The organism is Caballeronia sp. SBC1 (assembly GCF_011493005.1).
Classification (GTDB): domain Bacteria; phylum Pseudomonadota; class Gammaproteobacteria; order Burkholderiales; family Burkholderiaceae; genus Caballeronia.
This window is the reverse complement of sequence record NZ_CP049156.1, coordinates 1,522,644-1,541,729: the sequence shown is the minus strand read 5'-3', so window position 1 is coordinate 1,541,729 and position 19,086 is coordinate 1,522,644. Positions and strand designations below refer to the sequence as shown.

At 59.2% G+C, this 19,086-nt stretch carries 19 protein-coding genes and 1 pseudogene; 9 read left to right on the top strand and 11 right to left on the bottom strand.

All coding sequences use genetic code 11. From position 1 onward, the window contains the following. The 8 genes from SBC1_RS06755 to SBC1_RS06720 all read right to left on the bottom strand — a co-directional run bounded on the left by SBC1_RS06755 (position 1) and on the right by SBC1_RS06720 (position 7,518). Positions 1–915 (bottom strand): ABC transporter permease, encoded by a 915-nt coding sequence (locus tag SBC1_RS06755; protein ID WP_165093103.1) that lies wholly within the window; start codon positions 913–915, stop codon positions 1–3. 51 nt (positions 916–966) lie between these two features. After that, positions 967–2,007 (bottom strand): ABC transporter permease, encoded by a 1,041-nt coding sequence (locus tag SBC1_RS06750; RefSeq protein WP_370469614.1) that lies wholly within the window; start codon positions 2,005–2,007, stop codon positions 967–969. A gap of 32 nt (positions 2,008–2,039) precedes the next feature. Then, positions 2,040–3,641 (bottom strand): ABC transporter substrate-binding protein, encoded by a 1,602-nt coding sequence (locus SBC1_RS06745; protein WP_165089187.1) that lies wholly within the window; start codon positions 3,639–3,641, stop codon positions 2,040–2,042. 49 nt (positions 3,642–3,690) lie between these two features. Beyond that, a complete protein-coding gene (ddpX, locus tag SBC1_RS06740; RefSeq protein WP_165093102.1) occupies positions 3,691–4,254 on the bottom strand; it encodes a D-alanyl-D-alanine dipeptidase in 564 nt (187 codons plus the stop codon). Between the two features lie 518 nt (positions 4,255–4,772). Further along, positions 4,773–5,006, bottom strand: coding sequence for a pentapeptide MXKDX repeat protein (locus tag SBC1_RS06735; protein ID WP_165089182.1), 234 nt, complete (start codon positions 5,004–5,006; stop codon positions 4,773–4,775). 99 nt (positions 5,007–5,105) lie between these two features. Further along, a complete protein-coding gene (locus SBC1_RS06730) occupies positions 5,106–5,882 on the bottom strand; it encodes a molybdopterin-dependent oxidoreductase (protein WP_165089179.1) in 777 nt (258 codons plus the stop codon). 59 nt (positions 5,883–5,941) lie between these two features. Next, the gene (locus SBC1_RS06725) at positions 5,942–6,568 is read right to left on the bottom strand and encodes a cytochrome b/b6 domain-containing protein (protein WP_165089176.1); all 627 of its coding nucleotides are present in this window, start codon (positions 6,566–6,568) and stop codon (positions 5,942–5,944) included. 350 nt (positions 6,569–6,918) lie between these two features. Further along, complete coding sequence (locus SBC1_RS06720; RefSeq protein ID WP_165089171.1) at positions 6,919–7,518, bottom strand: TetR/AcrR family transcriptional regulator; 600 nt, start codon at positions 7,516–7,518, stop codon at positions 6,919–6,921. A gap of 285 nt (positions 7,519–7,803) precedes the next feature. On the opposite strand from SBC1_RS06720, the gene SBC1_RS06715 reads away from it, so the two are divergent. From SBC1_RS06715 to SBC1_RS06700, 4 genes are all read left to right on the top strand, one after another. Then, the gene (locus SBC1_RS06715) at positions 7,804–8,508 is read left to right on the top strand and encodes a glutathione S-transferase family protein (protein ID WP_165089168.1); all 705 of its coding nucleotides are present in this window, start codon (positions 7,804–7,806) and stop codon (positions 8,506–8,508) included. A gap of 349 nt (positions 8,509–8,857) precedes the next feature. Beyond that, positions 8,858–9,430 (top strand): sigma-70 family RNA polymerase sigma factor, encoded by a 573-nt coding sequence (locus SBC1_RS06710; protein WP_165089164.1) that lies wholly within the window; start codon positions 8,858–8,860, stop codon positions 9,428–9,430. Continuing rightward, on the top strand, positions 9,427–10,068 hold the full coding sequence (locus SBC1_RS06705) for a DUF1109 domain-containing protein (protein WP_165089160.1): 642 nt from the start codon (positions 9,427–9,429) through the stop codon (positions 10,066–10,068). Before SBC1_RS06710 ends, SBC1_RS06705 begins: the two co-directional genes overlap by 4 nt. Positions 10,069–10,232: 164 nt before the next feature. Continuing rightward, on the top strand, positions 10,233–10,874 hold the full coding sequence (locus SBC1_RS06700) for a DUF1109 domain-containing protein (RefSeq protein WP_165089156.1): 642 nt from the start codon (positions 10,233–10,235) through the stop codon (positions 10,872–10,874). A 44-nt stretch (positions 10,875–10,918) separates the two neighbouring features. Here the strand turns inward: SBC1_RS06700 and SBC1_RS06695 are convergent, their stop codons facing one another. Beyond that, entirely contained in the window at positions 10,919–12,511 is a 1,593-nt protein-coding gene (locus SBC1_RS06695) for an MFS transporter (RefSeq protein ID WP_165089153.1), read from the bottom strand. 511 nt (positions 12,512–13,022) lie between these two features. Here SBC1_RS06695 and SBC1_RS06690 point away from each other — a divergent pair. Then, complete coding sequence (locus SBC1_RS06690; protein ID WP_165089150.1) at positions 13,023–13,802, top strand: thioredoxin family protein; 780 nt, start codon at positions 13,023–13,025, stop codon at positions 13,800–13,802. A 69-nt stretch (positions 13,803–13,871) separates the two neighbouring features. On the opposite strand, the pseudogene SBC1_RS06685 reads toward SBC1_RS06690, so the two are convergent. Next, positions 13,872–14,000 (bottom strand): annotated as a pseudogene (locus tag SBC1_RS06685) (GTP-binding protein); the annotation flags it as partial. Between the two features lie 251 nt (positions 14,001–14,251). Between SBC1_RS06685 and SBC1_RS06680 the strand changes: the two are divergent. The 4 genes from SBC1_RS06680 to SBC1_RS39760 all read left to right on the top strand — a co-directional run bounded on the left by SBC1_RS06680 (position 14,252) and on the right by SBC1_RS39760 (position 18,358). Then, positions 14,252–16,606 (top strand): TonB-dependent receptor, encoded by a 2,355-nt coding sequence (locus tag SBC1_RS06680; protein WP_165089147.1) that lies wholly within the window; start codon positions 14,252–14,254, stop codon positions 16,604–16,606. 33 nt (positions 16,607–16,639) lie between these two features. Continuing rightward, positions 16,640–17,257, top strand: coding sequence for a MotA/TolQ/ExbB proton channel family protein (locus SBC1_RS06675; RefSeq protein ID WP_165089144.1), 618 nt, complete (start codon positions 16,640–16,642; stop codon positions 17,255–17,257). After that, on the top strand, positions 17,254–17,652 hold the full coding sequence (locus SBC1_RS06670) for a biopolymer transporter ExbD (protein ID WP_165089137.1): 399 nt from the start codon (positions 17,254–17,256) through the stop codon (positions 17,650–17,652). The genes SBC1_RS06675 and SBC1_RS06670 overlap by 4 nt, the downstream gene beginning before the upstream one ends. Positions 17,653–18,121: 469 nt before the next feature. Further along, positions 18,122–18,358, top strand: coding sequence for an energy transducer TonB (locus SBC1_RS39760; RefSeq protein WP_241202040.1), 237 nt, complete (start codon positions 18,122–18,124; stop codon positions 18,356–18,358). A gap of 98 nt (positions 18,359–18,456) precedes the next feature. Here the strand turns inward: SBC1_RS39760 and SBC1_RS06660 are convergent, their stop codons facing one another. Beyond that, positions 18,457–18,930: a 2'-5' RNA ligase family protein gene (locus SBC1_RS06660; protein WP_243830272.1), complete on the bottom strand. Its 474-nt coding sequence runs from the start codon at positions 18,928–18,930 to the stop codon at positions 18,457–18,459. Positions 18,931–19,086 lie beyond the last annotated feature (156 nt).

Genomic DNA, 19,086 nt, shown 5'->3' with positions numbered 1-19,086 from the left:
TCAGCTTCCTTGGCGGGGATCGAAGACATCGCGCAGACCATCGCCGAGCAGGTTGAACGCAAGACTCACGAGCAGGATCGCGATGCCGGGAATGGTTGCGACCCACCACGCGTCGAGCAGCACGCCCCGCCCCGACGCCACCATGAAACCCCACTCCGGACTCGGCGGCTGTGCACCAAGCCCGAGAAAACCGAGTCCCGCGACCGTCAGGATAATGCCGGCCATGTCGAGCGTCGCGCGCACGATCACCGACGACGAACACAGCGGGACGATATAACGCAGCAGGATCCGCATGGACGACGCCCCTTGCAAGCGCGCAACGTGGATGAAATCAGCCTGCACGAGCCGCAGTGTCTCGGCGCGCGCAAGCCGCGCATACGGCGGCCACGCCGTGATGGAAATTGCGATCACCGCATTGATCACGCCCGGCCCGAGCGCCGCCGCGAATGCCAGCGCAAGCACGATCTTCGGGAACGCGAGCGCGATATCGGTCAGGCGCATCAGGACGGTATCGACGAAACCACCGCAGAAACCCGCCGTCGTACCGATCAGCAAACCCGCTGGCACGACCAGCACCACGACCAGGATCGCGATGCTCAACGTCAGGCGCGAGCCGATCACGAGTCGCGCGAGGATGTCGCGGCCGAGTTGATCCGTGCCGAACCAGTGCGACGGAGAACCGGGCGGCAACAGCCGGTCGCTGAGCACTTGCCGCAAGGGATCGTGCAGCGGCAACAGCGGCCCGATCGCGGCGAACACGATCATCAGTGTCAGGATCACCAGCCCGAACACGCTCAGCGGGTTGCTCGCGAAACGCCGCCAGCGACGGTACGCCAAACCCAACGCAGCCTGCCTGCGTGACGCGGGGGTATCCGTGAGAAGCCACGCACGCCACTCCTGGCGCGCTGGCTTCATTGTGTGCGTGGAATTGTCTGTGGATGGAAGCACGTCATGAACCTCGGGCAGTCATCGGGCGCGCGGATCGAACACGCGATACAGCGCGTCGGTCAGCAGGTTGAGCGTGATGAACGTGGCGCCAATCACGAGCGTGCTGCCCAGCACCGCGTTCATGTCGGCGTTGAGCAACGCACCGGTGAGATACGAGCCTATGCCCGGCCACGCAAATACGATCTCAGTCAGCACCGAACCTTCAAGAAGATAGCTATAAGCAAGCGCGATCACTGTCAGGAGCGGTACGGCTATGTTGCCGAATGCATGACGCCAGATCACGCGGCGTTCGCTCAGACCCATAGCCCGCGCAGTCACGATGTATTCCTGGCTCAACTGCTCGAGCATGAACGATCGCGTCATGCGGCTTAGGTAGGCGATGGAATAGAACGCGAGAATAGCTGCGGGCAACACAATGTGAGAAAACGCGTTCTTGAACACGTCCCACTCGCCCGCCAGAATGGAGTCGACCAGCAGGCTGCCTGTGCGGGTATCGACCAGACCGTCGTACAGCGGGTCGATACGGCCTGGCCCTGATACCCAATGCAACTTGGCGTAGAAGAGCAGCAAGCCCATCAGCGCGAGCCAGAACACCGGCAGCGAGCTTCCCGCCAGGCCGATGAAACGCGCGACGTGATCAATCCAGCGGTTATGGCGCACGGCGGCCGCCACGCCGAGCGGGACGCCAATCACGATGCCAATGACCGTGGACAGCGTAGCGAGCTCAAGCGTGGCGGGGAACACGCGTTTGATGTCGTCTATCACCGGGTTCGACGTCAGCAATGACATGCCGAGGTCGCCGTGCAGAACATCGCGCACGTAGATCAGGAATTGGACGATCAAGGGCTTGTCTAGCCCAAGCGCCACGCGCGCCGTTGCATAGGCCTGCGCCGACGCGCGCTCGCCGAGCATCGCAAGCAGCGGATCGATCGGGATTTTTCGTCCGATGAAAAACGTGACCCCGAGCAGCCCGATAAACGTGACGGCAAGCATCAGCAGCCAGCGCACGAACAGCCACGTCCGGCGCACGTCGGCGTGGCGGCTGAGCACTAGTTGCAGGCGCTGAAACGCGGTGAGTTGTGTAGCCACGCTTACTGTTTCTTCACATCACGATACGACACGAGGTCGAAGATCGGCCCGACCTCCAGGCCCGTCACACCCGGCCGCGCCGCGACTTGCGAGACCTTCTGGAACATGATTACGAACGGTGAGTTCGCGAGAAACTCTTTCTGCATTGCTTCATAGCGTTGCGCGCGTTTTGCTGTGGACGATTCCTCCAGCGCCGCCTGCGTCTCCTTCGTCAATTGCGGAATGTCCCATGCATTGCGCCACGCGAGCATCTTGAAGGCCGATTTGTCGGAGTTGTCCGGATTCCAAGCGAAGCCCTGCGCGTTGCTATGCGGATCGATGTAATCCGCCGACCACTCGCCAATATAAATGTCATGCTGACGCGCCCGATACTTGCCGAGGGTCTGCTTGTTGTCGCTTGAAATCAGTTCGACCTTGATCCCGCCTTGCGCCAGGTTCGCCTGCACGGCCTGCGCAATTTCGCCGTATGGCGAGTCGTTGCGCACGTCCATCTTCACCGTGAAGCCGTTCGGCACGCCGGCTTTTGCCAGCAGCGCTTTCGCCTTCGCTACGTCCTGATGGTACGGATTGACGTTCAACGCCCCGAGGAAACCTTCCGGCAGGAAGGTCTCGTGCACCTTGTACGTGGTCCGCACGATGTTCTGCTGAATGCCGTTGTAGTCGATCAGCCATTTCATGGCTTCCTGAACATCGGGCTTGGCAAGGTTCGCGTTCTTGTTGTTCAGGCCAAGGTACATCAGCGTTGCTTGCGGCACCGACGTCACGCGAATCGTGCCCTTCTTCGTCAAGGTTGCGAGGTCATCGGAACTCAGGTCACGCGCGATATCAATGTCGCCGTTCTCGATCATCAGCCGCTGGCTCGATGCTTCCGGCACATGCCGCAGCACGATCCGTTTCATCGCAAGCGGCACGCGATAACTATCGAAACGCTGCAGCACGATGCTGTCGTTCGCGGTCCACTTCACCAGCTTGTAGGCGCCCGATCCCGCTTCGTTTGTCTTGAGCCACTCGTTGCCGAAATCGTTACCCTTCGCGTGCGATTCGAGCAGCTTTCTGTCGAGCACGGAGGCCGGCCACGAGCCCAACACGTTCAACACGAACGTGGGCGCGTACTTCTGGTCAGTGGTGATCGATACGGTGCTGTCGTCGATTTTCTTCACGTTCTGCAACGCGTTTTCCTTCGTCAGCCCGATGCCCGCCAGCACCGCAGCCGCGCCTTTGTCGAGTAACGCCGTGCGCTGGATCGACCACGCGACGTCATCCGCGGTCAGCGGATTGCCCGAGTGGAACTTGAGGCCGGGGCGAATCTTGAAGGTGAACGTGAGACCGTCCTGGCTCACCGCCCAGGATTGAGCAACGTCGCCGTTGAAGTGCGCAGGATCTTTCAGATCGACGCGGATCAGGCGGTCATAGGTATTGGCCACATATTCCTGCGGCACCAGTTCGTAGATCTCGCCCGGGTCGAGCGTGGTGAATTCATCGAGTAAAGTGGCCATGACCAGCATGTCCTTCGGCGTGGCCGCTTCGGTCACGCGTGTGCCGGCCAGCATCAGGGTGGACGCTGCCGCGATGGCTGCCAACGCGTTGCACAATACCCGTTTCATACTCGCTCCGTGAGGGATGTTGATGAGATGTTCTGCGCGTTACCTGTGGCTACATCAGGTGCCAAGGTCCGCTGTCGGCATTGTCGATCAGGTCTAGTGCGCGCGAGCCTGGCAATTCGTAATGCCACCACTCGCTGGGAATATGGGTGAAACCGGCGCCGTGCATCACGCCAAGCAGCAACGTGCGGTTGCGTTGCACATGCTCCGGCAAACCCGGATGGAAGTGTTCGGAGGCAATCGACATCTCGTCGAAACCCGTACCCATATCGAGGTCCTCGCCTTGAGCGTCGACCAGCGTCAGGTCGATCGCGGTGCCGCGGCTATGGTTCGAGCCGCGCTTCAGATCGGCAATATAGGTCGGGTCGGGAAGGAAGTCCCAGAGCACCTGCTGGGCTTGCGGCGGTCGGTAGGCATCGAATATCTTCAGCGTCATGCCGATGTTGCCCGCTAGTTCGACGGCTTTCTTCAGGGCGGCTTCGGCCGGTGCCAGGAGCAAGCAATGCGCCGTCTTGTAGATCGGCTTGCCTGTCAGGTTGCGATCGGTTGCGTAGACCAGGTCGATCGCGACGCGGTGTGTTTCGGGAGTAATGGGCAGCAAACGGTGATCGGGCATCGGCGGCGTTGGTCTTTCAAGGCTCACGATTTCGTGCGGTGCCGTTATTGTTTATCAAAATGAATGGTTTGGGGGTGAATGTGGCGGACATGCCTCACTTGGCGGATAAAGGCACCCTTCGCGCATGGCCTTTAAACCCGCTGTACTCGAGGCATAACGACCCGTCGAGCCCATGTAACTGAAGCTACCGCCGATGGTCGCGCCTGTCCCAGGATCATCCGATCCTCGATTAAAACCCGCCAAAAATCCCGGCGTTGGGTTCGGACAAGGCGTGGACGGAAATGGCGGTACGCTGGGTGACGCTTAACGGTGGGGAGGGATGCGCTGGGTGCCGCGGCCTACTGGAACCCCGGGGGAGATGGGCAGTGTTTCTGCTTGGATAAACCTGATTATCGAGCAGTTGCGCCGATACCGAGAGGTGTCGACGGTGGATGAAAGCGCAATCGAAAGCGGTCCAACCACACCCGCAGAACCGCTTTCGATCCTTATACAGATTACTGCGCCGACTACTGCGCAGATTATTGCGCCATCGCGCCCGAGGCCGGATGCCCCATGCCCATTGCGTCGTGCTTTTTCATCTTGTCGTCCTTCTTCATCGCGTCCTTCGACATCGAATCTTTCGACATGGCATCCTTGGACATGGTGTCCTTCGCCATTGAATCGTGGGACATCGCGTCGCTTGCCTGGGCGAATGCCATGGAGCCGCTCAGGGCCAACGTTGCTGCGAGTGCTGCAGTGATGAACAGTTTCATATCAACCTCTTCGTGGAGTGAAAGTATCCGGTCGTGCCGGGGTGAATCGAAGTGCCTGACGCCGCGGTGTGTCGGAATATGTCTCGATCTTTCGTGACGTCAGGAACCTCCGAACCAGTTGTAGCCCTGATCGACCCAATAGCCGCCAGGGAATTTGTTCGTGACGAAAATCTCCATGATGTGCTTCGGATTTTTATAGCCCAATTTCGTAGGCATCCTTAGTTTCATCGGATAACCATATTTTGGCGGCAATTGCTGGCCGTCGAAGGTGAACGTCAGCAGAGTCTGCGAATGCAGGGCAGTCGGCATGTCGATGCTTTCGTAGTAATCGTCCGCGCACTTGAAACCGACATATTTCGCCGATGTGTCCGCCCCTACCCGCTTCAGGAACTCCGAGAACGGCGTGCCGCCCCAGCGTCCGATCGCACTCCACCCTTCCACGCAGATATGCCGCGTGATCTGCTCCGCTTTCGGCAACGCGTAAAGCTCGGGCAAAGTCCACGTTTTCGTGTTCTGCACCAACCCGCTTACTTTCAGGCGAAAGTCGGAACCATCGACAACAGGAACATCGTCAATCCCGTAGAACGCGTTGAATGGAAACGGCCGCGTGATCTGCGCTTCGGTGTAAGTTGGCGCGAGACGGTTCGGATCGAAGAGCCAGCCCTGCACGGTATCGTTCAGGCGAGACACGCGGCTGAGGAAGGTCTCAACGGATTTGTCGTCTGAGATACTGCAACCGGCCAGCATCGCGAGGCCGCCGAGCGTCACAATGCGCTTGCCGAACAAGCGACGGGACGGCATGTCGAGTTCGCGGCGAACGTCGATAATCAGCGACTCGCGGTCTACGCCCACGCGGTTTGGCTTCACGGGTTCCATGATCGAAATTCCTCGAGTCCTTAAGTTAGCTTTTAGCCGGGCGTGTGTGCACAGCTGAATTAGCGGCCACGAATCATCGTCAGCAGCGAGCGCGGCACCAGTGAAACCATGACCAGATGCACGACAATGAACGCCGCCAGCAGCGACATGGCCGAGAAGTGCACAACGCGTGCAAAGTCATAACCGCCCATCAGTTCGCGCAGAAGCGGAAACTGCACCGACTTCCAGATTGCAAGGCCGGACAAGATAAGCACGGTGATATCGAGCATCACGAACAGGTACGCGAACTTCTGCACTGCGTTGTATTTGCTCGGATCGGCATGCGACAAATGTCCCTTAAGCGCCTCGCCCAGGTCATGCAAAATTGCGCGTGGCGAGAGCGGAAAAAACTTGCGCTTGATGCGGCCCGTGACAACGTTCATCGCGAGATAAAAAAGACCGTTGAAGAACAGCAGCCACATTGCCGCAAAATGCCATTGCAGCGCGCCGCCAAGCCATCCGCCCAGCGTGATGCCCGGCGGAATCACAAAACCCTTGAATACCGGCGACGCATCGTAGATCCGCCATCCCGACAGCATCATCAGGATCGCTGCGAGCGCGTTCAGCCAATGTGAGATCCGTACCCAGGCGGGCTGAATGGTCCGCGAAGAACTGCTTACGCGGCTCGCTTGATGTGTTGCGTTCATCTGGGCCTCCATGACTTGCTTTCGTTGGCGGTGACTAAAATGCCGCCAGAGACATCTTGTGTGACCGGCTTGGTTGAACCGCTCCTTCATCGTCCGAATGAGGCGTTCAAAATCTGGTCGTTAGTTGTTAGTTAATTCGTTTCGACTGCGTGGCGGGTTACATCGACTAACGAAATTTTTTTATGAGCGCGAAGGCGTTCATGCAATGCGCTTATGTGAGTTAGTTCGTCGCGGAAGACTGGCCGGTTACAGCGAGGTATTTTTTTGCTACAAACAACCAGATGCAGCGGCGGCGTGACGCTTGGAAAAGGTTAGCGAGGCGATAGAGCGTTCCCATGGCGGCGGCTCTCTTATCCGACAAAAGCCCGTCCATTAAGCAACGCGAGTACCGGTCGCAAAAGTCCCTCCAGTAACGCGGATTCCGGCCGGCTACGCGCCAGCACCCGAATGCCGAGCAAGACCGCCAGCAAGAGTCGCGCGAAGTCTTCAGCAGGCTGCGCGGAAGAGATCTCGCCAGTTTGCTGACCTGCGGCCACGCAGCGGCCGAAATAGGCTTCGAGCTTGACCAGCACGCCAGCCACGACTTGCTGAAACTCTGGATCATGCGGCGCCATTTCCAGCGCCGAATTCACCAGCATGCAACCCTTGCGATCCTTGTCACTCAGTGAGCGATGGACGATCTCATCGAAGAACGCCTTGATCGATTGAAGCGGCGACAGCGTCCCCTCAAAACGCCGGACACGGTCGTCCACGCTTCGCGACACGTAGTGAGCCAGCGCCTTTCCATATAGCGCGTGTTTGTCACCAAACGCGTTGTAAAGGCTCGCGCCCGTGATGCCCATGCTGTCTGCCAGTTCGCGAACGGACGTAGCTTCGTACCCGCGGTTCCAGAAACACAGGACCGCGGCGTCGAGCACTGCGGCTTCGTCGAACTCTCTTGGCCGTGGCATGCAGTCCGTTACTCCCTTGAGCGAGGCAATATTGCCATTCCGTTTTCATTGCGATATTCTAAATCGATTGATCTAAAACATAAATGACAACGCGTCAGGCGGTAAAGACGGCGGTGCCAGAGTCTTACAGATGCATTTCAAATGCTGCGCAGCGGTGTGTCCGGATGGCCGCGCCTGTTTCGCCCTGCCCGTCACGACCTACACTTTCTGCGCACGACGCCAGGCGGGCTCCTGCCGTCCGCCTAGTCCAGCCGCAAGCGGCCCAACTCAATACCCAAGGACGAGATGATCCGTTTTTACTTTCACCCGACCCCGAACCCCGCCAAAGTCGCCCTCTTTCTCGAAGAAGCAGGACTCGACTACGAAGTGTTCCCCGTTGACACCAGCAAGGGCGAGCAGCATCTGCCGGCTTTCAGAAGCATCAATCCGAACGGCAAGGTGCCCGCCATCATCGATACAGACGGTCCAGGTGGAATCGAAGCAAGGGTGTTTGATTCCAGCGCGATCCTGCTATACCTCGCCGACAAGACCCAGCGTTTCGCGGGTAAGCCCTCGGACCGGCCCGAACTGCTCTCGTGGCTGTTCTTTATCAGCTCCGGACTCGGCCCCTTCTCCGGCCAGGCGGTGCACTTCCAGCACGCCGCGCCCGAGAAGATTCCCTATGCGATCAACCGGTACCGGCGGGAAATCGAACGGCACTATCGTGTGCTTGACGAGCACTTGTCGGGACGCGAGTTCATCGTGGGAGACGAATATTCGATCGTCGATATGTCCGCGTGGGGATGGCTGGAGCGCGCGTCACGAGTGTTGGCCACCGACGCGCCGCTTGCCGCATTCCCGAACCTGAGCCGTTTCTTCGACGCTATCAGCGCGCGCCCCGCCGTTGCACGCGCGCGGGCGGTGGGCCGCGATCTTACGTTCAAGCGTGAGGTGGACGAAGAGACGCGGCGTGCGCTGTTCCCATCGAATTATCCCGAGACCGCACGCTAACCGAGAGCCCTCCCGCGATCGACAGAAGCAAGCGGATCCTGCACAATCCGCTCGCTTTGTCGTCTGCGCTAACAGTGCTACATAGGTGCGCCGCGTTTGCATGCCGCACCTGTAGCCTGCAGCGGCCGCGAAGCATTGGCTTACAGCGCGGCTTAGAATCGCGGTAGTCTCCGGCGTCAGAACCTGAAGCAACTGACCACGCGCACCGCAAGACCCGCGTTACCACTTTACAAAATGCCTGCAGTAGCATGGCCGCCACAACCGTGTTCATTCCCGGCGCCGGGAACGCCGACATTCGTCGGCACGACCGTCGCAATTTATTTGAAGCGCGCTGTAACCCGATCCCGCGATGAAGCGAATAATACAAAGTGGTTCTGTGCCTGGTGTTGAAGAACGGTTGAGGGCCCTGTTTATTCGCGGCCTGAATGGCGACGCTGTCGCCTACCGGTCGTTCCTCGACGACTTGACGGGACATCTGCGCGGCTTCCTGAGAAAGCGCATTTATTACCTGCAGGACGACATAGAAGATGTCGTGCAGGAAATCCTGCTGGCCGTGCACAACAGCCGCCACACTTATCGCCCGGACGAGCCGTTGACCGCCTGGGTGCATGGGATCGCACGTTATAAGCTGATGGATTTTTTCCGCGCGAGATCGCGGCGCGAAGCATTGAACGATCCGCTGGACGACGCGTTGGAAATCTTCGCGACCTCGGACGAAGAACCCGCCGATGCCAAACGCGATGTCGGCAAGCTGCTTGAACAATTGCCCGACCGTCACCGGCTGCCGATCGTACACGTGAAGCTTCAAGGGCTCTCCGTGACCGAGACCGCGGCGCTCACGGGGATGTCGGAGTCGGCCGTCAAAGTGGGCATCCACCGCGGACTGAAAGCACTGGCAGCAAAGATTCGAGGCACCGCATGAAAACCGAGGACCTGATTTCGCTTCTATCGACTGGCGTAACGCCGGTCGACCCACGCGTGTCCACGCGCCGCTTCGGACGTGCAATTGTACTGGGTGGCCTTGGCGCGCTCGTGCTGATGGCGGTGATTTTTGGCGTACGGCCGGACATCGCCGAAGTCTCGCGCACGCCTATTTTCTGGGCCAGGTTCGCGTTTCCAACATCGCTCGCCGCAACGGCGTTGTTCCTGGCGGTGAGGCTGTCGCGGCCCGGGACGACCACGGCCAAATTCTGGGCAATGCCTGCGGTGCCCGTGCTCGTTGTATGGAGCGCGGCAGTGGCGGTATTGTGTCTCGCCTCGCCCGACGCACGTTTGCCGCTTGTCATGGGCCACACGTGGCGTACGTGCCCATTCAATATCCTGCTGTTGTCGGTGCCGGCGTTTGTCGCTGTGTTCTGGGCAATCCGCGGACTCGCGCCAACCCGGCTAAGGCTCGCCGGGGCAGCGGGTGGCATGCTCGCGGGCACGATCGCGACGATGGCGTATTGCTTCCACTGCCCCGAGATGAGCGTCGCGTTCTGGGCCGTCTGGTACCTGCTCGGCATGACGCTTGCCACGCTGATCGGCGCCTTGCTTGGGCCGCGTTTCTTGCGCTGGTAAGTAAGGCTGAAGCAAGGCTGCGGGTAAAAATTATCGCTCGGGCGTAACCCGGCCACTCCGCGAAACGAATAGAAATCATGCGATGGCGCATGACGCTGCTTAACGGCTAGCAGCGTTGTCGCTTCATTGTCGTTTCGATGTCGTTTCTCATCAGCGGAGTGGTCATGAAAACCAGCGAGTTCGTATCGATGCTTGCAACAGGCATCGTCCCGACCCCTCCGCATGTGATCGCACGACGCTTTGCAACGGCACTATTCTTCGGATTGACTGGCGCCGCCTGCATGGTCGTCGCGATCTACGGCGTGCGCGGCGACATGCCGCAAATGCTGACTACTCCCCTCTTCTGGTTGAAGGTTGCGTTCCCGCTCGCAGTCGTAGGCGCATCGCTTTTCGTCGCGATGCGGCTGTCACGTCCAGGCGCTGATATGGCAATGGCCTGGGTCGCGCTCGCCATTCCACTCGTGCTGATCTGGCTGACGGCGCTAGTTGTGATTGTTGCCGCTCCGCCAACGCTGCGGCTTCAGCTTGTACTTGGCAAGACCTGGCAAGTCTGCACGATGAATATCGTGATCTTGTCAGCACCCACATTTGTCGCCGTGTTCTGGGCCATGAAAGGGCTGGCGCCGACTCGACCGGTTATCGCGGGCGCGGCAGCCGGCCTGCTAAGCGGCGCGCAAGCGGTGCTCGTTTATACGCTCTATTGCGTGGAGATGACCGTGCCGTTCTGGGGCGTGTGGTATGTGCTGGGCATGGCGGTGCCAACGGTGCTGGGTGGTTTGCTGGGACCCAGAGTGCTACGGTGGTGAGACCTGAACCGGGGGTCGTCGTGGACGTCAGCCAGGCCATCGCTTCAACGGCTGCGCGTCCCCGTATCCAGGCGATCAACCCGCACTGGCGGCACGAACCACGCAAGGCAAAGTCCCACGATCGCTGCTGCGGCCGCCAGCCCTAGTCCCACGTGTATCGATTCAATCAACGCACCGCGCGCCGATTGCATCATCGCGTCGCCGGCATGACCCGCCATGATCAGGCGACCGATCAGCGCCGCCTGTTCCGCACGATCGATCAGAAGCTCAGGACTCGCGAATGACTTGAACCATTGCGTCGCCTGATACGTATCCAGCGACCGATGCACGCCGCTCGTATAGAGGTGGCCGAGCAACGCGCCTGTCATTGCCGTCCCAAGCATGCCGCCAAACAATCGCAGCGATTGAAGCAGTGCCGTCGCGGCGCCCAGATGATCGCGAGCGACAAGTTGCTGCGAAAAAAGCGTGAGGTTCGACACGACCAGACCGAGTCCGATACCGCTGAATCCCATGCATGCCATCCACACGAGGTGAGGCACAGCCCCGGTGATCGCGACGAGACAAAGCGCGGCACACGCAAACAGCGCAAAGCCGATATACATCACACCATTCGCATGCCTGATGCGCGTGACGATGCGGTTATTCACCACGCTGCCCACGGTCGTCCCCAGCAGAAGCGGCGTAATGAGCATGCCCGAATCATGCGGCGACATCGCAAAGCCGCCCTGGAACAGCAAGGGCACGTAGAAGACCAGCGAGAAGAGCGAGAAACCACCAAGTACGGCCATCGCGAACAAGGCCGCGAGTTTTCGATCCACGAGCATATCGACGGGAATGATCGGGTAAAGCATGCGCTTTTCCCAGAACAGCAGCACCGCTGCGCCGGCCAAGGTGAGGAAACCCAATGCACAGGTCACGGGTGTGATGCCCTCATTCGGCACCCATTCAATCAGCAGTTGAAGCCCGCCGAATGTGGACGCCAGCACCAGCGCGCCAACCCAGTCCAGTTTCACGGGGGCGGCTGAACGCGGCCGCCGGAGATGCGGCAGGAAAGCGCGGACGAAGAACAACGAGACAATGCCCACCGGCAGGTTGACGAAAAACACGAGCCGCCATCCGCCGTACTGGGTCAGCACACCGCCTAGCGTCGGACCAACGATATTCGCCAAAGCAAACGCCGAACTGACGAACACCAGCCAGCGAAGGCGAAGCTTCGGGTCGGGGAAAAGATCGGCGACGGTGGCGAACATCGTGCCCACCAGGATGCCGCCGCCAATCCCTTGCAAGCCGCGCGCGATCACGAGGAACAGCATATTGGCCGCCATGCCGCACATGACAGACGCGATGGTGAAGAGAATAATCGCGGCCATTAAAAACGGCTTGCGGCCAAACAGGTCGCCTAAGCGCCCGAAGATCGGGATCGTGATGACCGATGTCAGCATGTACGACGTAGCCACCCACGCATACAAGTCAAACCCCTTGAGATCAGCGACGATACGCGGCAACGCTGTCCCCACAATCGTCTGATCGAGGGCGACCAGCATTGCTACAAACGATACGCCAAGCATCGCCAATACCGACTCGCGGAACGGCAGCAACTGTCCGGCTTCAATAGGTGCAGCGATGTCCGGGGTCATGGCGTCCTCCTGATGCTGTGGGGAACTGCTGCTGTGCGGAGCCTATGGCTTGGTGGCTTCCGCTTACTTAGCCTGCCTGAGGCCGCGCGCGTGCACAAGTGAAGTCATGACGTGCAGGATGGCTAGCAGCGGGCGTGATGTCGGTAGTTCGGTTGCGCTTCCGATACGGTTACACGCGTGAGCCGAGACTCCCGTGCATCTTCGGTGCGCCGGCCCCGTACGCTTGGGGTTTGGCTTATCTGAGGAAATTCTTCTCACAGCAGTGCTATATACGTTTCATAGGGGTAAACGGATGCTTCGAGGCAATTTCACGCTAGCTGTAACCGGTTTTTACGGATCGCCGAAATAACTATCAGGCTAGGCGACTTCTTGATCAGACATTCGCCAGCCAGACTTTGCTCGCGGACAAATTCAGATACTCGTCAACCTTGACGATGAAGGCCTGTGACCGCGGTCGTGCCAAGCCGCTTCCCGGTCAACGGCATCCTACTTTTCACCTTCGGAGTCCGTCATGCGTGCTTCATCGATCCTGTCACTTGTCACGCTACTCGTTGCCTTCTGCGCCGCCACGGCCAGCGCCGCTTCCGCGAACGCATGTAGTGCATCGAGCCCCGAGCATCGCGCCGCGCTCGTCGAACTCTATACGAGCGAGGGTTGCAACAGTTGCCCGCCAGCGGACAACTGGTTGAGCGAACTCGATCATGCTCGCAAGACCAACACCATCGTACCGCTGGCGCTGCATGTGGACTACTGGGATAGTTGGGCATGGAAGGATCGCTTTGCGCAACCCGCGTTCACCACGCGCCAGCAGCAACTGACCTACACGGGCGGCGGCCACGTGGTGTACACGCCAGAGATTTTCGTAGGCGGCCGCGAGTTGCGTAGCTGGTCAAACGACGCGAGCTTCGAGTCCCGCATTCAGCAGTTAAATAACGAAGCCCCACTCGCCGATATCCACATTGACGGCCATCCTTCCGCGCCCGGTCACGTCGTATTCGACGCTGCATTCACCGCTCGCAAGGACCTTCCCGACGACGCGGTCGCGTACGCCGCCGTGTATGAAAACCAACTCGTCAGTGCGGTGAAAGGCGGCGAAAACAGCGGTGCGACGTTGCATCATGACCGTGTGGTGCGTCGCTGGATCGGACCGGTTCGAATAGTCGATGGACGCGCGTTGATCACCGGCGACTACGCATCGGCCGATGGCCACGAAGGCGTGGTGGCCTTCGTCGAGCGCGGAGCAACGGGGGAAGTGCTGCAGGTGGCGGAACTGCCCTCGTGCGGCAGCTGACGCTTCAACGCCCTAAGGCTAATTGCAACTCGGGCAGCGGTTTATTCCGCGCTCTGAGCGTCGTGATCCCACACGGGAAACGGGTCCGCGAGTCGCTGCCACGCGCCTGCCCTCCCGATTGTTCAGGATGTGGTTGAGTAACGTGGTCTTTCCTGCTCCCAGGAAGCCTGACAAAACAGTTACGGGCAGCTTGTTCATTCTTTCCGTCCAAAAAGTTCTCGCACAATTGATAGCGAATGTTATAACATTGCATTCGTAAATCGCAGAACTTTTTATCCGCTTAGCACTCCGCGGCCTCCGCCTTGGTCGCATGGCTTGATATACCTGCACATGGGGCCTGTTCGGTATCGATTAGGACTACGTTCTTTACAAATGAAGAGCGATCCCTGGGAATCGTACGACGTCACCCGCAGCGAACATCCAACACAATCCATCCAGAAAAATAATCGATGAAAAATCGTACGCTCATCGCCCACGCGGCCCTTTTGCTGTTCGCTCAGTTCGCCGCGGGACAGGCTTATGCAGCAGGTTCGGACAGCGCCGTGTCAGGCTCCGTCACCGATAGTTCCGGTAAGCCCGTCGCCAATGCCAGCGTGGCGCTGCAAAACGCGAGCGGTGCATCCGTCGGCGCAACAAGCACGGACGCCACGGGACATTTCTCTGTCCATCATGTCGCGCCGGGAACCTATGCGGTCGTCGTTGCGGCGTCAGGCTACGCAAGCGGCAGCAGCATCGCGACGGCGAGCGACGGCGTGGATGCGTCCGTATCAGTGGCGCTCACCAGGAGCGACACGATCGATGTGCAGGTCAATGCAAAGCGGCTCGATCGCGCACGCAACGGCCTGCTGCCTGAAACAGGTAGCAGCGTGTATCGCTTCAGCCAGGCGGATATTGATACCCTTCCCGCCGGTCAGGACACGCCGCTTAATCAAGTGCTGCTGCAAGCGCCCGGCGTGGCGAGCGATTCGTACGGCCAGTTGCACGTGCGCGGCGATCACGCGAACCTGCAATACCGTATTAACGGCATCATCATTCCGGAACCGATCAGCGGATTCGGCCAGTCGCTGGACACGCGCATCATCGATCAGCTCAACCTGTTAACCGGCGCATTGCCCGCACAATACGGCGACCGTACAGCGGGTATCGTCGATATTCATACGAAGAATGGCGACCAGGGCAACGGCGGTTCTGTCGATGTATTCGGCGGCAGCCACCAGACCATCAAGACCAGCGCCGACGTCTTCGGCAGCCAAGGACCATTCAGCTACTATTTCAGCGGCTCGCTGGGCGAGAACAATCTCGGCATTGAAAATCCGACGTCGAGCGCGAGTCCGATTCACGACCACACGCGCCAGGGCGACGCGTTCGGCCTGATGTCCTACATCATCAATCCGCTCACGCGCGTGAGCCTGATGTTCGGCACGACGAGCAATCAGTTCCAGATTCCCAATACACCCGGCTTGCCGACCGCCTTCACCTTGAACGGCAACACCACCTTCGAATCCAGCAATCTCAACGAGACACAGTCCGAACTCAACCAGTTTGCGGTCGTCGCGCTGCAAGGTACCAATGGAGGTGCGCTGGACTATCAGGTCGCGTTCTTTACGCGCTACTCGCGCACGCAATTCAATCCTGACCCGGTGGGCGACCTGCTGTTCAACGGTGTGGCCGCGAGCGATTTTCACAGCGACAGCGCCAACGGCGTGCAAGCGGATACGACCTATCGGCTCAACGATAAACACACGCTTCGCGCAGGCATTTCGTTCCAGCAGGAACATGCGGTCTTCAACAACGACCTGAGCGTCTTCCCCGCCGATGCCGACGGTAACCAGCTCTCCGATCAGCCGTTCAACGTGCCTGATTCGAGCAGCAAGACGGGGTATCTCTATAGCGCGTACATTCAGGACGAGTGGAAACTGACCGACAAGCTCACGATCAACTACGGCCTGCGCTACGACAAGATGGACGAGTACGTAAGCGCAAGCCAGCTAAGTCCGCGCGTGGGCCTCGTCTATGCATTGACACCTTCAACAACGGTTCACGCCGGCTATTCCCGTTATTTCACGCCACCTGCGTTCGAGCTTGTATCGGGCGAAGATATCGCGCGCTTCGTGGGTACGACTGCCCAGACATCGAGCCAGAACGATCCGGTGCAGCCGGAACGGAGCCACTATTTCGATCTTGGCATAACCCAGCGGTTGAGCTCCACTGTCACGGTAGGCGTCGACGCCTACTATAAAAAATCGACGAACCTGCTGGACGAAGGTCAGTTCGGAACTGCGCTGATTTTCACACCGTTCAACTATCAATATGGCCGTGTTTATGGCGTCGAATTTACCAGCAACTATAAGCAAGACAATGTCTCGGCCTACATGAACGTCGCGTTCAGCCGTGCGCAGGGCAAGGACATCGACTCGGCGCAGTTCAATTTTGATGCCAGCGAACTCGCTTACATCAGCAATCATTGGGTATACCTCGATCACGACCAGCGCGTGACCGCTTCGTTCGGCGGTGCCTACCAGTTGGGTAAGACCACCTTCACCTTCGACGGCATTGTGGGTAGCGGGTTGCGCAGCGGCTTTGCGAACACGGACCACCTGCCTTTCTACACGCAGGTGAATCTGGGCGTGATCCATCACTTCAACTTTAACGAACCGCTGATCGGCAAGTTCGACGCGCGCCTGCTGCTCATCAACGCGTTCAACCGCGTCTACGAGTTGCGCGACGGGTCGGGCATTGGCGTAGGCGCGCCACAGTATGGCCCGCACATTGCCGTATATGCGGGCATCACGAAGAATTTTTAATAGATTGGATTACTTAACGAAAAGGCTTTGATCATGCAGGATTGGGTAGGTGTTGCTGCCGCTGCACAGGTCGGCGGCTGGGTGGTGTATCCGCTCACGCTGCTTGCCGTGCTGGCAATCGCTATCGTTCTCGACCGCGCGTATGTGTTCGTGCGGTTTGCAAGCCAGCCAGCGGTTGGGCCCGAGTCTGGAAGCAACACGCTGCCGGAACAGCATGCGTTCAGACGTCTCGACGCCGCCGTAATAGCGCCAACCGGAACACCGTTATGGCTGCTCGAAGCCCGCGCTCAATCGTTTGCAACGCGTATCGAACGGGACATGAGCCGCGGCTTCTGGGTGTTGGAGACTATCGTGACGGCCGCGCCCCTGCTCGGGCTGCTGGGGACCATTGTCGGAATGATGCATTCGTTCCAGCTTTTCGGCGGCAACGGCCTGGTTAATCCTGGCGGTGTGACCGGTGGGGTGGCGCAATCGCTGGTGGCGACAGCTATCGGATTGGTCGTCGCGTTGTTCGCGCTTTTCGCGTTCAATTATTTCTCGCGACGCCTTGAACGCCTGATCGATGACCTTGAGGCGCACGCCAACGAGCGTCTCAGCGAGATCCGGCTCAAGGCTGAAAGCGCCCACGCGATGCCCGGAGGCACGCAATGAAGTTCCGGCGCTCGCAGGCGTCCAAGCGTGGGCGCATCGAGATCATTCCGATGATTGACGTGATGTTCTTCCTGCTCGCCACCTTTATGCTGGCGTCGCTGGCTATGCAGCGGCTGGATGCCGTCAAGGTCGATTTGCCGTCGGGACAGGCGCAGCAGATGTCCGAAGATCAGCCTTTGACGCTGGCGGTCGATCGCACGAACACGATCTTCCTGAATCGACAGCGCGTGCGTCCTGATCAGGTCGAAGCCAGCGTCAGGCGGCTTCTCAAACCGGACCGGAACGTGGTCATTGCCGCGGACGACACCGCGGCACAAGGAGCCGTTGTTCAGGCCATGCTGGCGGCGCGGCGCGCGGGCGCGGAGCATTTCCTGATGGCAATACATCGTGAGTAGTGGGACGGGGAGAGGCGCAGGTTTGATGGGTGCACAACGAATCAGATTTAGCGTGGCCCTTCTGATTGCGTTTGTACTTTGGGCCGTTCTGCTGACCCAGTTCGTGAACCCACTCTTGCGTCCCCTGCCGAGCGTCGCCGCCCCGGTGCAACCGACTATGGAAATACGTCTTGTCGAATTGGCCGCGCCCTCCGCAAATACGCCTGCTGCGGCCCCTTCGGCAGTCACCCCGCAGGTGCACGCACGGCGAGATCCAAAGCCGGCCCGAGTGGCGAAACCGCACCAAATCCAGCATCCGACCCCGGGACGCGCAATTGCGAAAACTGACCAACCGGCACCGCCAGCGCAGCCGGAGGCAAGCCCCCCGGCGACATCTACTGCGGCTGTGACAACGTCGTCATCTTCTGCGTCAACAAGCAATACAGTAGCCGCGCCAGCAGGTTCCGCCGCACGCGTCATCAGTCAGCCAATGCCTTCTCTCCCCGACGATCTTCGCGAGGATGCCTATCAAACTGTTGCTGTCGCTCGTTTCGATATCCACGCGGATGGAACGATTGAAGTAGAACTTTCTAAGCCGACGCAAAACCCTCGCCTGAACTCGTTACTGTTGGAAACGCTGCGCAAATGGCGTTTTTTCCCCGCGATGCAAGGCGGACATCCCGTGGAGAGTCATCAGGACGTGCGGGTGCATTTCAACGTGAGTTAAACCGTTCGCCTTAGCACGAGCTGAGACATTGGTCGCGACCGCAATACGGATTGGTAAGCAGCCGTCTTCAGGATCAAGGTTGCCGCTCATTGATTAGCTCACGCCATAAGCGGCCATCGCGCAAGCTGCACATGCTGAGTTTTGCCGACCCTGCTATCGACCAGAACAAACTCGCGCGCGGTCCAGCGAACCGGTTCGATAGTTCGTTCGGCAACTGCCTGCTTGTCGTAAAGCAAAGTCAGATGCGGCACGAATCCTGATGGTTTCGGAGTAAATCCGGCCTTCGCCAACGTCGTGCCGAGAACGCGGTGAAGCTCCTTCAGAGCAGCGACACTGTCGCTTCCGAGCAGCACAAGCGGCTGGTCTCGGGTCCTCCGCTTAAAACTGCCGGCATGATCAAACACCAAGTCGAATGCGGGCATCGAAATGGTGGAAGCAGTGGCTTGTGCCCACGAGGCGGCACGTTCAAAAGACGTATCGTAGATACCGATGGAATGCAATGTCACATGAAAGTGGGCAGTCGGAAGCGGCTTTGCCTTCAGGCCATGTTCGACGCGCAGACGCTTTGCCAACCGTTCGATACGCGCGGCAGTATCCGGGTCCGGCATAATCGCGAAGAATAGGTGATGACGCTCAACCGGCCGCCACGCAAGCCTTGCGTCTAATCCCGGTAGTACTAATTTCTCTGACATACGCTTGTCTGTGGCGCGACAATCTGGATGAGAGAC

Excerpts from the sequence above, each read along its gene's own strand:
- SBC1_RS06720 (WP_165089171.1), bottom strand. The coding sequence starts at position 7,518 with ATGCCACGGCCAAGAGAGTTCGACGAAGCCGCAGTGCTCGACGCCGCG.
- SBC1_RS06695 (WP_165089153.1), bottom strand. The coding sequence starts at position 12,511 with ATGACCCCGGACATCGCTGCACCTATTGAAGCCGGACAGTTGCTGCCG.
- SBC1_RS39760 (WP_241202040.1), top strand. The coding sequence starts at position 18,122 with ATGCCTTCTCTCCCCGACGATCTTCGCGAGGATGCCTATCAAACTGTT.
- SBC1_RS06680 (WP_165089147.1), top strand. The coding sequence starts at position 14,252 with ATGAAAAATCGTACGCTCATCGCCCACGCGGCCCTTTTGCTGTTCGCT.
- SBC1_RS06705 (WP_165089160.1), top strand. The coding sequence starts at position 9,427 with ATGAAAACCGAGGACCTGATTTCGCTTCTATCGACTGGCGTAACGCCG.
- SBC1_RS06715 (WP_165089168.1), top strand. The coding sequence starts at position 7,804 with ATGATCCGTTTTTACTTTCACCCGACCCCGAACCCCGCCAAAGTCGCC.
- SBC1_RS06675 (WP_165089144.1), top strand. The coding sequence starts at position 16,640 with ATGCAGGATTGGGTAGGTGTTGCTGCCGCTGCACAGGTCGGCGGCTGG.
- SBC1_RS06730 (WP_165089179.1), bottom strand. The coding sequence starts at position 5,882 with ATGGAACCCGTGAAGCCAAACCGCGTGGGCGTAGACCGCGAGTCGCTG.
- SBC1_RS06725 (WP_165089176.1), bottom strand. The coding sequence starts at position 6,568 with ATGAACGCAACACATCAAGCGAGCCGCGTAAGCAGTTCTTCGCGGACC.
- SBC1_RS06690 (WP_165089150.1), top strand. The coding sequence starts at position 13,023 with ATGCGTGCTTCATCGATCCTGTCACTTGTCACGCTACTCGTTGCCTTC.
- SBC1_RS06670 (WP_165089137.1), top strand. The coding sequence starts at position 17,254 with ATGAAGTTCCGGCGCTCGCAGGCGTCCAAGCGTGGGCGCATCGAGATC.
- SBC1_RS06745 (WP_165089187.1), bottom strand. The coding sequence starts at position 3,641 with ATGAAACGGGTATTGTGCAACGCGTTGGCAGCCATCGCGGCAGCGTCC.
- SBC1_RS06735 (WP_165089182.1), bottom strand. The coding sequence starts at position 5,006 with ATGAAACTGTTCATCACTGCAGCACTCGCAGCAACGTTGGCCCTGAGC.
- SBC1_RS06700 (WP_165089156.1), top strand. The coding sequence starts at position 10,233 with ATGAAAACCAGCGAGTTCGTATCGATGCTTGCAACAGGCATCGTCCCG.
- ddpX (WP_165093102.1), bottom strand. The coding sequence starts at position 4,254 with ATGCCCGATCACCGTTTGCTGCCCATTACTCCCGAAACACACCGCGTC.
- SBC1_RS06710 (WP_165089164.1), top strand. The coding sequence starts at position 8,858 with ATGAAGCGAATAATACAAAGTGGTTCTGTGCCTGGTGTTGAAGAACGG.
- SBC1_RS06755 (WP_165093103.1), bottom strand. The coding sequence starts at position 915 with ATGAAGCCAGCGCGCCAGGAGTGGCGTGCGTGGCTTCTCACGGATACC.